Annotated in this window: 11 protein-coding genes; 6 read left to right on the forward strand and 5 right to left on the reverse strand. The window is 64.0% G+C overall.

Annotated elements, in window-relative coordinates:
- Nucleotides 1-1,866 carry a molecular chaperone DnaK gene (gene dnaK / locus AYX22_RS19305; RefSeq protein WP_207595104.1) on the reverse strand — a complete coding sequence of 622 codons (1,866 nt, stop codon included), beginning with the start codon at nucleotides 1,864-1,866 and terminating at the stop codon, nucleotides 1-3.
- Nucleotides 1,867-2,117: 251 nt separating this feature from the next.
- On the opposite strand from dnaK, the gene AYX22_RS19310 reads away from it, so the two are divergent.
- The gene (locus AYX22_RS19310) at nucleotides 2,118-2,675 is read left to right on the forward strand and encodes a hypothetical protein (RefSeq protein WP_207595106.1); all 558 of its coding nucleotides are present in this window, start codon (nucleotides 2,118-2,120) and stop codon (nucleotides 2,673-2,675) included.
- Here the strand turns inward: AYX22_RS19310 and AYX22_RS19315 are convergent.
- Genes AYX22_RS19315 through AYX22_RS19325 form a run of 3 tightly spaced genes read right to left on the reverse strand, consistent with a single transcriptional unit; the run spans nucleotide 2,650 to nucleotide 5,088 of the window.
- Entirely contained in the window at nucleotides 2,650-3,543 is an 894-nt protein-coding gene (locus tag AYX22_RS19315; protein ID WP_207595108.1) for a DUF817 domain-containing protein, read from the reverse strand. The two genes, AYX22_RS19310 and AYX22_RS19315, sit on opposite strands and share 26 nt — an antisense overlap.
- Nucleotides 3,536-4,327: an oxygenase MpaB family protein gene (locus tag AYX22_RS19320; RefSeq protein WP_207595110.1), complete on the reverse strand. Its 792-nt coding sequence runs from the start codon at nucleotides 4,325-4,327 to the stop codon at nucleotides 3,536-3,538. Before AYX22_RS19320 ends, AYX22_RS19315 begins: the two co-directional genes overlap by 8 nt.
- Before the next feature lie 17 nt (nucleotides 4,328-4,344).
- Nucleotides 4,345-5,088, reverse strand: coding sequence for a TetR/AcrR family transcriptional regulator (locus AYX22_RS19325; RefSeq protein ID WP_207595112.1), 744 nt, complete (start codon nucleotides 5,086-5,088; stop codon nucleotides 4,345-4,347).
- A 141-nt stretch (nucleotides 5,089-5,229) separates the two neighbouring features.
- Between AYX22_RS19325 and AYX22_RS19330 the strand changes: the two genes are divergently transcribed.
- From AYX22_RS19330 to AYX22_RS19340, 3 genes are all read left to right on the forward strand, one after another.
- The gene (locus AYX22_RS19330; RefSeq protein ID WP_207595114.1) at nucleotides 5,230-6,162 is read left to right on the forward strand and encodes an NAD-dependent epimerase/dehydratase family protein; all 933 of its coding nucleotides are present in this window, start codon (nucleotides 5,230-5,232) and stop codon (nucleotides 6,160-6,162) included.
- Nucleotides 6,163-6,260: 98 nt separating this feature from the next.
- Nucleotides 6,261-6,503: a hypothetical protein gene (locus AYX22_RS19335; RefSeq protein ID WP_242703412.1), complete on the forward strand. Its 243-nt coding sequence runs from the start codon at nucleotides 6,261-6,263 to the stop codon at nucleotides 6,501-6,503.
- Between the two features lie 168 nt (nucleotides 6,504-6,671).
- Nucleotides 6,672-9,101: an HAD-IC family P-type ATPase gene (locus tag AYX22_RS19340; protein ID WP_207595116.1), complete on the forward strand. Its 2,430-nt coding sequence runs from the start codon at nucleotides 6,672-6,674 to the stop codon at nucleotides 9,099-9,101.
- On the opposite strand, the gene AYX22_RS19345 is transcribed toward AYX22_RS19340, so the two are convergent.
- On the reverse strand, nucleotides 9,083-9,493 hold the full coding sequence (locus AYX22_RS19345) for a hypothetical protein (protein WP_242703413.1): 411 nt from the start codon (nucleotides 9,491-9,493) through the stop codon (nucleotides 9,083-9,085). The two genes, AYX22_RS19340 and AYX22_RS19345, sit on opposite strands and share 19 nt — an antisense overlap.
- A 133-nt stretch (nucleotides 9,494-9,626) precedes the next feature.
- On the opposite strand from AYX22_RS19345, the gene AYX22_RS19350 reads away from it, so the two are divergent.
- Both AYX22_RS19350 and AYX22_RS19355 read left to right on the forward strand, forming a co-directional pair.
- A complete protein-coding gene (locus AYX22_RS19350) occupies nucleotides 9,627-11,219 on the forward strand; it encodes an alkaline phosphatase D family protein (RefSeq protein ID WP_207595118.1) in 1,593 nt (530 codons plus the stop codon).
- A 161-nt stretch (nucleotides 11,220-11,380) separates the two neighbouring features.
- A complete protein-coding gene (locus AYX22_RS19355; protein ID WP_207595120.1) occupies nucleotides 11,381-12,043 on the forward strand; it encodes a hypothetical protein in 663 nt (220 codons plus the stop codon).
- Nucleotides 12,044-12,050 lie beyond the last annotated feature (7 nt).

Consider the following 12,050-nt stretch of genomic DNA (forward strand, 5'->3'; position numbering starts at 1 on the left):
CTACTTCTTCGCTTCGTCTTCGTCGATGATTTCGGCATCAACGATGTCTTCGTCGTCAGCAGCCTTTTCACCGGCAGGAGCACCTTCAGCACCGGCACCCGGAGCATCAGCTGCGGCGGCCTGCGAGTAGATGGCTTCGCCGAGCTTGGTCTGCGAGGCCTGGAGCTTCTCGAACGCAGTCTTTACGGCTGCGTCGTCCGTGCCTTCCAGCGCGGACTTGAGGGCGTCGACGTCGGCCTTGACCTCGGTCTTGACCTCTTCGGGCAGCTTGTCGTCGTTGTCGGCGATCAGCTTGTCCACCGAGTAGGCGAGCTGCTCTGCGGAGTTACGGGTGTCCGTAGCTTCGCGGCGGGCCTTGTCCTCAGCGGCGTGCTCTTCGGCCTCACGAACCATGCGGTCAATGTCGTCCTTGGACAGTGCCGTGCCACCGGTGATGGTCATGGACTGTTCCTTGCCGGTGCCCTTGTCCTTGGCGGACACGTGGACGATGCCGTTGGCGTCGATGTCGAAGGTGACCTCGACCTGCGGAACACCACGCGGTGCCGGAGCGATGCCCGTCAGTTCGAACGTGCCCAGCGGCTTGTTGTCGCGGGTGAATTCACGCTCGCCCTGGAAGACCTGGATGGCCACGGACGGCTGGTTGTCGTCAGCGGTGGTGAAGGTCTCGGAACGCTTGGTGGGGATAGCGGTGTTGCGCTCGATAAGGTGCGTCATCACGCCACCCTTGGTTTCGATGCCGAGGGACAGCGGGGTGACGTCGATGAGGAGGACGTCCTTGCGTTCGCCCTTCAGGACACCGGCCTGCAGAGCGGCACCAACGGCCACAACTTCGTCCGGGTTGACGCCCTTGTTCGGCTCCTTGCCGCCGGCGAGTTCCTTGACGAGCTCGGAGACGGCAGGCATACGGGTGGAGCCACCGACGAGCACGATGTGGTCGATGTCGGAAACCTTGATGCCGGCTTCTGCGATGACGTCCTGGAACGGCTTCTTGGTGCGGTCCAGCAGGTCCTTGGTGAGGTCCTGGAACTTGGCGCGGGTCAGCTGCTCGTCCAAGTGAACCGGGCCGTCGGGGGTGACGGACAGGTACTGGAGGGAGATGTTGGTGCTGGTGGAGGAGGACAGTTCCTTCTTGGCCTGCTCTGCAGCTTCACGGAGACGCTGGAGGGCGATCTTGTCCTTGGAGAGGTCGATGCCCTTGACCTTGAGCTGGCTCAGGAGCCACTCGACGACGCGGTTGTCCCAGTCGTCGCCACCGAGGCGGTTGTCACCGGCGGTTGCGCGGACCTGGATGGTGGAGAAGTTGTCTTCGTCTTTGCCAACCTCGAGGAGGGAGACGTCGAAGGTTCCGCCACCGAGGTCGAAGACCAGGATGAGTTCGTCTTCCTTGCCCTTGTCCAGGCCGTAGGCCAGTGCAGCCGCGGTGGGCTCGTTGACAATGCGGAGGACGTTGAGGCCTGCGATTTCGCCGGCTTCCTTGGTGGACTGGCGCTCGGCGTCATTGAAGTAGGCCGGAACGGTGATCACAGCGTCGGTGACCTTTTCGCCCAAGTAGCTCTCGGCGTCGTTCTTAAGCTTCATGAGGATACGCGCGGAAATTTCCTGCGGCGTGTACTTCTTGTCATCGACGGCGACATTCCAGTCAGTGCCCATGTGGCGCTTGACGGACGCGATGGTGCGGTCGATGTTGTTGACAGCCTGGCGCTTGGCGATTTCACCAACCAGGACTTCGCCGGACTTGGAGAACGCAACGACGGACGGCGTGGTGCGGCCGCCTTCTGCGTTGGCGATAACGGTGGGCTCGCCACCTTCGAGAACAGAGACCACGGAGTTGGTGGTTCCGAGGTCGATACCTACTGCACGTGACATATCTTGTTTCCTTTCAATGGCCGATGTTGGAGATTGCACCTGGCAGTGGTCCGCTGTGCGTTTACCTGCCGGAAGCCTGCTCAACAATCGGCTAGTTGAGCGTTCTGCACTCAACTGTACTCAGCCTCAGGGTTAAGTCAATCGTAACTTGAGCGAAGTGCACTCAACTTTGAAGATTTGGCTGGGAAATTCCCCGGTATCACGGGGCGCAAGGGCTGGTTTCGCCGACGGTGAACTGTCAGACTGGCGCGATGGAGATCACTGAATACGTGCCTCCGGACGAGTTCTGGGCGATGAACGACCGGCTAGACCAAGAGGTCCGCGACGGCGTGCACCTTCTCCCACTGTTCTGTCTAGAGGCCTGGGACGCCCCCCTCACGCTGGGATCCTGGCAACTCGACGGAAGTGAGGGCAGCGTGGTGCACGGCGATGCCTTCTCGCCCACAGGCCCTCTGGTTGACGTGATCACAACAAACCAGGATCCCGGTGAGACTGCCAGAAACCGATGGCGCGCCTCGGCCGGAATCCCACACAGCTTGGATGAGCTCCATCGCCAGGACGCAACCTTCAAAGCCCTCGTGGCCGAGCGATTCACCATCACCGTTGAAGGCATCCCCGCCGATTTCACCCTCTGGCCGGGAACCACCTCGTGGCTGGCGGCCGGCTCCGTGGGCGGATTCGGCGTCGTGATTGATGCCCAAGGCACCCCGAACCCACCGAAAGCCGTCCGCCTAACCCGGGTGCCCGACGTCGAGCCCTTGCTTCAGGCCCGGCGTGCCGCACTCAAGGCGCTACGCGGCGAAGCCTAGGAGTCTCCGCGTCAGCAGGAGCGTCGAGCGGCTCCGGCTTGTACACCCACGCCACCAGCACCACGGAAATGATCATGAGCAGGAACCAAGCCAAAAGCTTGTCGATGGAGACCGCCTGCCAGCCCTCCAGCTGGTTCGGGTACAGCCATGCACGGGACCACGTGCCGATGTTCTCGGCGAACCAAATGAAGAGGGCCACCAGCAGGAAAGACACCAGAATGGGCATACGGAAGCGACGGCGGAACACCCTGAAGTGCATCACGCACCGCCCATACACAAGCACGACGGCGGCCAGCAGCACCCAGCGCGCGTCGAAGATGTAGTGGTGCGAGAAGAAGTTCACGTAGATCGCGGCAGCAACGAGGGCCGTGATCCACCGGCGGGGGTATCGATCGAAGCGGAGGTCGAACAGCCGGAAAACCCGCACCATGTAGGACCCAACGGCGGCGTACATGAACCCGCTGAACAAGGGCACGGCGCCGATCCGCAGGACGCCCTCCGCCTCATAGGCCCAGGATCCGACGTCCGTCTTGAACAACTCCATCACCGTGCCCACCACATGGAACAGCAGGATCACCCGCAGTTCCCGCAGTGTCTCCAGCTTGAAAGCGATCATCAGGACTTGAATGACGACGGCGGCAAGGGTCAGGAAATCGTTCCTGGCCAGCCCTGCATCCGAGGGATACCAGAGACGGGCCCCTATGATCACGGCGAGCAACGCAGCGCCGAACACGCACGCCCAGGCCTGCTTAAGTCCAAAGACCACAAACTCGGTGAGCCCGGCCTGCAGGCGGCCTCCCCGGAACCGGTCCAAGTAGCGGTGGGCAAGGGCGTCGATGGACTCTTCCACCGAGGTGGAACTACGCATGCGGGACCTCGGCTTCCACAACAAGCCGGCCCAGATAGTAGTCGCGGGGCCAGTGCCGGATCCTCTCCGGCAGCCGCGGATAAACACGGCCCATCATCCGCATGGTCCGCTCGAACCGGCGGGCTTGGCCGGCACTCCACTCAAAACCGAAGCCTTCACGCAGATGGTCCGGCAACAGGCCAGCGGTCAGGAAGCGTGCCAGCGGCATCACCAGCCGCAGGAACAGCGGTCCACCAGCAGGATAGAGCAGGTCCCGGGCAACCCTCAGCACTTTATCGTCGGGGTGGAGTCCGCGCACCTGATCGTCCCAGTAGGCAGCGAACGCAGCACGGTCGGCCGGCCACCTGTCCGCCGGAAGCTGCAGGGCTGTCCCGATCCGCGCGTACTCGCGGTAAATGCGGTCGGCGGTGTCGTCGTCGAGCTTTCCGTGGATCTGCTCGTAAACGGTGACAGCGGTCTCGTAGAGGGTGGCGACCACCCACAGCTGGGACTCGGCGTCGAAAGCGTTGTATCCCTTGGTGGCGCCATCGGGTTCCCGGCGAACCGGCGCGTGGGCGCGGTTGACGGCGCGACGAACGGTTTTGAGCTGCTCCTCTGACCCGTAGACCACCGCGTAGACGTACGTCATGGTGGCGCGCAGCCGGTCCATGGGACGCTCAGCGAAATTGCTGTGCTCAGCTACGCCGTGCCCTACTTTGGGGTCGGCGATTTGCAGGAGAATGGCGCGTCCGGCACCGGCGAGCAGGACGCCCTCCGCACCGATGTCTGCCAGCCCTCGAACCATCTGAATACTGTAGCGCCCTAGCCTTGGAGCCCCACCACACCCTGGAGGACGCTCAGCTGGTGGTCGAAGAGCTCATCGCGGGCGGCGAAGGTATCGCGCCCGTACTGCCCGAAAACCTCAAAACTAATGGCCCCAAACACGGACGTCCACACCAGGACGCCCCGCGCCAAGGTGGCGTCGGGCGCGGCGAGATTCATCTCGCCGCGAATGGCTGCCAGGTCCGCGGCCAACCCTTCGGGAACCACGACGGCGGGACTCACCGCGGCGTTGAGCGCGCCTGCCCGGTAGGCGGCATCGAGGATACCGACGAGCCGAACAATGACCCGGGTTCCCGGGACGGTAGTGCGCTCACCCGGGGCTTGATATCCCGGCACGGGACTGCCGAAAAGGAGGGAATAGCTGGCCGGTTCGCGGATGGCCCACGTACGCACCGCCCGGGCCAGCGCCCTGAACTGCGCTGTGAAGTCATCGTGCGCTTCGGCATTCACTGCTTCATCGACGGCGTCGCCAAGCTGGTTGTAGGCGTCGATCAGCAGGAGCGTGAGGAGTTCATCCCGATTCTCCACGTAGCGGTACACGGCAGAGGACACGACGCCGAGATCCCTCGCCACTGCGCGGAGTGAAAGGGCGGCCGCACCATGAACAGCAAGGTGTTCGCGTCCGAGCCGGATGATGTCGGCGATCGTCTGCGTGCGGGCACGTTCGCGGGGCGTGAGGGGCTTGCCCTTACCTTTGGCGGCGGCGGGTTCAGCAGAAGTCATGACCACAGCTTGCCACAATCGAGAGCGCTGTCAACAAATGAGAGCAGTGCTCTTGACATTCCGACGATGAACGCTCATTCTGATTGAGAGAGCAGTGCTCTCGCTTTGATCTTTGCGACATCAACCCCGGAAGAGGACCCCATGTACGTCGTCACAGGAGCAGGCCCCGTTGGCTACACCGTCGCGGAGCAACTGGCAGACCAAGGGCATCAGGTACGCGTTCTGACGCGCTCGGGCAGCGGTCCGGAGCATCCCCTTATTGAGCGGGTCCGGGCGGACGTCTCGGACCCTGCGCAGTTGAATCAAGCAGTGGAAGGTGCGAGCGCCGTCTTCCACTGCATCCACGGATCCGCCTACAGGGCAGCAGCGTGGGCCGCCGAACTCCCCCACGCCGAGCAAGTGGTGATGGACGCAGCGGCGGCCGCGGGCGCCGTCGTCGTCTTCCCCGAAAGTCTCTACTCGTACAGCGAGCCGGACCGGATCATGACGGAATCGAGCCCGCGGGAAGCAACCGGAGGCAAACGCGGCATTCGGACTGCGTTGCTGAAGGCGCGGCAGGCCCACGCAACCAACACGATCAGCGTGGTGGCCGGCGACTTCTTCGGGCCACGCGTGAAGACAGCTCATGCCGGCGAGCGCATGGTCACGCCGATTCTGGCGGGCAAGGCCGTGCAGTTCATCGGAGCTACGGACCAGCCCCACTCCTTCACGTACGTCCCGGACCTCGCAGCGGCCATGATTGCAGCTGCCCGGAAGCCCGAACTCTGCAACAGCGTGCTGCATGCCCCCACCGGCCCGGCTGTGACCCAACGGGAAATGGCAACCGCGCACGCTAACGCCGCTGGTGTTGCTGCACCCAAGGTGGGTGCCATACCGGGTTGGGTACTGCGAGTGGCGGGCATCTTCTCCACGGACATGCGCGAGCTGGCCGAACTCCTGTACCAGTTCGAGCGCCCGTTCGTGATGGACTCCTCGGAAAGCCAGAGACTTCTGGGGATACACCCGACTCCCCTGCCGGAAGCTGCAGCGGCAACAGTGGCGTGGTGGAAGGGTGCCGAGCGGTTGGCAAGGTAGCAGCAGTCCAGGAGCCGCGGCGGGCTAGAGTCCGTCGTCGTCATTCCAGTGCTCCTGCCAGCGCCAATCGATGGGTTCGCTGAGACGCTGGTAGCGGCATGTACTTGACCCTGCGGGTCACGGGCAACCTCATCTGGCCCATGATCATGCACGCCCTCTACGACCCCACACTCTTCCTGTCCACGGGCGGTATTGACCAGGCGGCTTCGGGACCCCAGAGCCCGCTGGTGTTGCTGGCCGGCCCGGCCAATATGGTCTACATAGTGATCGCTGTCATCGCACTGATCGTTGTGCGGGGACGGGCGCAGCCCGCGCCGCTCGCGGAGCCGGCGGCACTTTAGGGCAGGCAAAAACGGAAGCGTTCGACGGCGGGTGCGTACCGCCGTCCCAGCACGAACCAGGGCGGTAATCAACACCACCATCACGACGGCGACATACCCCGCCGCGGCTGGCATACTCAATCCCATCGCACCACCCATCCCTGAACCGACTCAACGACGGGGGCCTGAGTGCCAAACGAGAAGGACCAAGCCGGGGCTGCCGTCCAACAAGCACCTGCAGCGCAAGGGCTCAGCACTGCCGAGGTCGCCGAGCGGGTTGCCGCCGGACAAACCAACGCGTTCGTCCAGGACACCAGCCGCAGCGTGTGGAGCATTGTCCGCGCCAACGTGCTGACCCTGTTCAACGGCATCATCCTGGCCTGCTTCATTGTCCTGTTCGCGATCGGCCGCTGGCAGGATGCCCTGTTCGGGTTCAGTGCCATTGCCAACGCGGTGATCGGCAGCGTCCAGGAGTACCGGGCCAAACGTGCCCTTGACCGCCTCGCCCTCCTGAACGCCCCGCACGCCAGGGTGATGCGCAACGGCTCCGAGGCCGAAATCGATCTGGACGACGTAGTGCTGGATGACACCCTGGTCCTCCGGGCCGGTGACCAAGTGCCCGCCGACGGGCTAGTGGCCGGATCACGGGGCCTCCAAGTGGACGAGTCCATGCTGACCGGGGAGTCGGACGCCGTGGAAAAGGCCGACGGCGATCGCGTCCTGTCCGGGTCCGTGGTGGTGGCCGGGGAAGGCACAGCGGTGGTGGACCGGGTGGGCGCGGATTCCTTTGCGAATTCCCTCGCGGCCGAAGCCAAGCGCTTCTCCCTGGTGGCCTCGGAACTTCGGTCCTCCATAGACCGCGTCCTGAAATGGGTCACGTGGTTCGTGGGTCCCGTGGCGTTGTTGGTTCTGAACGCCCAGATGATTGCCCAAGGCGGGTGGGCTGAGGCTTCGGCGAGTGGCGCTTGGCGTGACGCGGCGACGGCGACCATTGCCGCCGTCGTCGCCATGGTCCCATTGGGGCTGGTGCTGATGACCAGCATTACCTTCGCCGTAGGCGCGGTGAAGCTCGCCCGGCAACAGGTCCTGGTGCAGGAGCTACCCGCCGTCGAGGGCCTGGCACGCGTAGACATCATCTGTCTCGACAAGACCGGGACGCTCACCCAAGGCGACATCATTTTCGACACCGCGTATCCCCTGACCAAACGCCCCGGTTGGGAGGCCGTGCTCTCCTGGTACGGAGTGCAGAACGATGCCAACGCAACCGCCCGCAGCCTTGCAGGGCACTTCACCACTCCGCCCCCGGACGCGCCAACAGACCGTGTGCCGTTCTCGTCAGCGCGCAAATGGAGCGCGGTGATTTTCGACGACGGAATGTGGATCCTGGGCGGCCCCGAAATGGTGTTCCCCGGGGACGATTCCACCAACCCGGAGCGGCTGCAGCTGGCCACTCAAGCCGCAGAGTTGGCCACCACCGGTCGCCGCACCCTGGTCCTGGCCCACGGAACGCCCACCGACGACGAGACCGTACCATCGGACGCCGTCCCGGTTGCGCTCCTGACTTTCAAGGAGAACATCCGCCCTGATGCTGCGGAGACGCTCACCTACTTCGCGGCACAGGACGTGGATGTCCGCATCATTTCGGGTGACAACCCGCAGACAGTAGCAGCCATAGCCCGGGAGGTCGGGCTCGATGCGCCGCACGGCTTTGACGCCCGCGAGTTGCCGGATAATGACCAGGAATTCCTGGACGTCATCAACAACAACGTGGTTTTCGGCCGGGTGACCCCGGACCAGAAGAAGCGGATCGTGGTGGCATTGAAGGCGGCCGGCCGTACGGTGGCCATGACCGGAGACGGGGTGAACGATGCCTTGGCCATCAAGGAGGCCGACATCGGTGTCGCCATGAACTCCGGTGCGGCAGCTACCAAGGCGGTGGCCCGGTTGGTGCTCCTTGACGGAAAATTCTCGCACCTGCCCAGCGTGGTGGCTGAAGGCCGGCAGGTCATCGCCAACATCGAGCGCGTCTCCATGCTGTTCTTGACGAAAACCGCCTACGCCACGTTCCTGGCCATCGCGTTCGGCATTCTCCTGCTGCCTTTCCCGTTCCTTCCCCGGCAGCTCTCAGTCACTGATGGTTTGACCATCGGCATTCCGGCGGTCTTCCTGGCCTTGCTGCCTAACGCCCAGCGTTATATTCCGGGTTTCCTCCGGCGATCCTTGACCTTCGCCGTGCCGGCGGGTGTCTCCGTGACCCTGGGCCTTGCCTCCTACGCCCGCCTCGCCGCCAATCTGCAGATTCCGGAAGCCGAAATAAGGACCGGGTCAACCCTCATCCTGACAATCATCGGCATCTGGATCCTTGTGGTGCTCTCACGCCCTGTCACGCGCTTCAAGGGGCTGGTCATCGGCGCCATGATGATCGGGCTGGTCCTGGTCTATTCAGTTCCGATCGCCCGGGACTTCCTGCAATTCACCGACCCAACGCTTCCCACGGCACTCCTGATCCTGGGAACGTCCGTAGCCTGCATCGCGCTGATTGAGATCGTCCGCTTCGTTCATCGCCGCGTTGCCTACCGGGATGCCCAGGAGGCACTGCATCAGCGGGTCTCGAAGTAGCGGCGTCCGCGTCCGACCCACAGCGGCACCAGCACGGCGACCGCGGCAATGGACTGGGAGATGACGGCCGACCAGTCTCCATCCCCGGCAATGATGAGGTCCAGCACGGCAAAGACCAGCCCCAGCAGCATGACCGCCGTTGCCCCACGGCGTGCCGCGTTGCTTCCCCGCGCCACGCCGGAGGCAAGTCCAATGACAAGCAGCCCGAACAGGATCATTCCGGCACCCAGCAAGGTGATGGGCAAGGCGATGCCGCCGGACTGGGCTTCCGGGGTGTACCGCAGGAAAATCGTCAGGATCCCGAGAAGGATCTGGGCAATGCCACCGATGTACATCAGCACCACCGAGAATGTCACCACACCCGGCCGCTGAGGGCGCTCCCCCTTGATCATGAACTGAGCATAGACGAGCCTCCCTGCGGGCAGACACCGCCCCGGGGTGGGGTGACACCTCTTGTCACACAATTAACCACGCATTCACGCCGTCCTTGGGTCCAGTCAACCCCGGTTTCCTAGGGTCGGTCTTATGGAAAAAATCTCCCGCAGGTCCCTCATCTCAGCCGGCTTGGGTGCCGGACTCGCCGCCGGTGTGTCAGCCGCCCTGCCGCAGGCCGCCGTCGCGGTTTCAACAGCGGACGACGCCGGTCTCCGCACCGATCCGTTCACGCTTGGCATCGCGTCGGGCGAACCGTGGCCCGACGGCTTTGTCATCTGGACCCGCCTGGCGGTGAACCCCGTGGCCGAGGACGGCCTGGGCAGCATGCCTTCCCGCCCCGTCGCCGTCGCCTGGGAAGTCGCGGAAGACCCGGCGATGCGCCGGGTAGTAGCCCGCGGCGTCGAACATGCCAGGATCGAAACCGCCCACTCGGTGCACGCAGAACTCAGGGGTCTCCGGCCGGGACGGGAGTACTTCTATCGTTTCCGCACCGGGCGGCACGTGAGCGAGGTTGGCCGCACTCTGACAAGTCCGGCGCCCGGCGAGACCCCCGCGGCGCTGGCCATGGCGTTCGCCAGCTGCGCCCAGTACGAGCACGGCTATTTCACGGCGTACAAGCGGCTGGCCGAGGACCACCCGGACCTGGTGCTGCACCTTGGCGACTACCTCTACGAATACAAGAAGGGCAGCTACGTGATCGGCGGCGGCAACCCGCGCGATCATGAAGGACCCGAGACCAGCACCCTGGCGGGCTACCGCCAGCGGCATGCCCAGTACAAGTCCGACGCCGATCTGCAGGCAGCGCACGCGATCGCACCGTGGCTGGTGGTGTGGGATGACCACGAAGTGGACAACAACTGGGCGGATGAGATCCCCGAGAACAACGACGCGAGCCAGCTCAACGACACCACGGAACATTTCCGGCAGCGTCGCTCGGCAGCGTTCCAGGCTTACTACGAGAACATGCCGCTGCGCCGGTCATCAGTCCCCGCCGGGTTCGACATGAAGATCTACCGCACTATCCAATGGGGCCAGCTGGCCAACTTCCACATGATGGACACGCGCCAGTACCGCGACGACCAGCTGGCGGGCGATGGCTGGCGGAAGAACGTGGCCGAACGCCTGGACGAGAACCGCACCATCACCGGCGCCGAGCAGGAGAAGTGGCTGCTGGACGGCTTCAAGAACTCCACGCAGCGGTGGGACATTCTGGGCCAGCAGGTCTTCTTCGCCGAGCGGGACCGTGACAAGGCGCCGGAAATCGACGACGTCTCCATGGATGGCTGGGACGGTTACGCCGCTTCCCGCCGCCGCATCACCCAAGGCTGGGTGGACGCAAAGGTCCGCAACGCCGTCGTACTGACCGGCGACGTTCACCGCCACTGGGCCACCGACCTCAAGGTGGATTACAAGGACCCGGCGGCAGCTGTGGTGGGCTCGGAACTGGTGTGCTCATCCATCACCTCTACGGGCAATGGCACGGGATCCACCACCGACCCCACCATGGCCTGGAACCCGCACCTGAAGTTCTACAACGACAACCGCGGCTACGTGAACACCCGCATCACCAAGGACGCCATGACCGCGGACTTCCGTGTGCTGGACTACGTCACCACACCGGGCGCTCCGGTCAGCACCAAGAAGTCCTACACGATCACCGACGGAGTCCCCGGCCTCGCCTGAGCGTGGTTCACCCAAGTAGGTGACAGCACGTGCTCCAATGAGCCCTCATTGCGACATGTGCTGTTACCTACTTGGGCTTGAATCCCAGTGACTACGGGGAACGGCGGGAGTAGCCTAGTTCCAGTTGAATTAGTGGATCTCTGTCCGGCTGGGGTTCTGCCGTGGGCCATGTGCGTTCGTCGCTGTCCGACCTCCTGGGGGTACTTTCCGACGCCGTCGCCCCTCAGCATGTAAGGTTCGACGACGGCTCCCCCACCGCCGTCGTTCCCCCACCTGACGCTCCGGTCACCGTCCGGGCCGTCACGCTCAACCGCGTGGGCAGGTCCCGGCGCGAAGGGCCTGTCCTGGACCTTGAGCTGAGGGTGGCGGTGGAATGCCACGGTCCGGAACAGCTGGACAACATGGAGCAATTGCTGCTGGCCGTGGAACTCCACAGCCAGTACTCCGTAGTGTCCAACGGCGAATTCCGGCCCGAGGAATACTCCGGGGCCATCCAGCAGGGTCTGGGGTTCCTGGTACGCATCCCGGTATCCCTCCGGTTCGAAGAACCTTCCGACCCTCCCGCCCAACCTGCCCCGGGCAAACCAGCTGCTGGCCGCCGGATCCGGGGACGGCTGGTGGACTCACACAACAAGGGCATCCCCGACGCCTATATCCATGCCCATTCATCGGCTACGGCCGCCGTCAGCGATGCGACAGGGCACTTTGAGGTTTTAGCGTCCGCTGAGGAGCTTCAACACTTCGCTGTTGCGGTGGACGGCACCGAGCGGGAAGTTTCGGCCAGCACCAAGAGACTTCCTGTCATCATTCGCTGGGTTGTCTGAAACCATT

The organism is Arthrobacter sp. D5-1 (assembly GCF_017357425.1).
GTDB lineage: Bacteria > Actinomycetota > Actinomycetes > Actinomycetales > Micrococcaceae > Arthrobacter.

Excerpts from the sequence above, each read along its gene's own strand:
- dnaK (WP_207595104.1), bottom strand. The coding sequence starts at position 1,866 with ATGTCACGTGCAGTAGGTATCGACCTCGGAACCACCAACTCCGTGGTC.
- AYX22_RS19310 (WP_207595106.1), top strand. The coding sequence starts at position 2,118 with ATGGAGATCACTGAATACGTGCCTCCGGACGAGTTCTGGGCGATGAAC.
- AYX22_RS19315 (WP_207595108.1), bottom strand. The coding sequence starts at position 3,543 with ATGCGTAGTTCCACCTCGGTGGAAGAGTCCATCGACGCCCTTGCCCAC.
- AYX22_RS19320 (WP_207595110.1), bottom strand. The coding sequence starts at position 4,327 with ATGGTTCGAGGGCTGGCAGACATCGGTGCGGAGGGCGTCCTGCTCGCC.
- AYX22_RS19325 (WP_207595112.1), bottom strand. The coding sequence starts at position 5,088 with ATGACTTCTGCTGAACCCGCCGCCGCCAAAGGTAAGGGCAAGCCCCTC.
- AYX22_RS19330 (WP_207595114.1), top strand. The coding sequence starts at position 5,230 with ATGTACGTCGTCACAGGAGCAGGCCCCGTTGGCTACACCGTCGCGGAG.
- AYX22_RS19335 (WP_242703412.1), top strand. The coding sequence starts at position 6,261 with ATGTACTTGACCCTGCGGGTCACGGGCAACCTCATCTGGCCCATGATC.
- AYX22_RS19345 (WP_242703413.1), bottom strand. The coding sequence starts at position 9,493 with ATGATCAAGGGGGAGCGCCCTCAGCGGCCGGGTGTGGTGACATTCTCG.
- AYX22_RS19350 (WP_207595118.1), top strand. The coding sequence starts at position 9,627 with ATGGAAAAAATCTCCCGCAGGTCCCTCATCTCAGCCGGCTTGGGTGCC.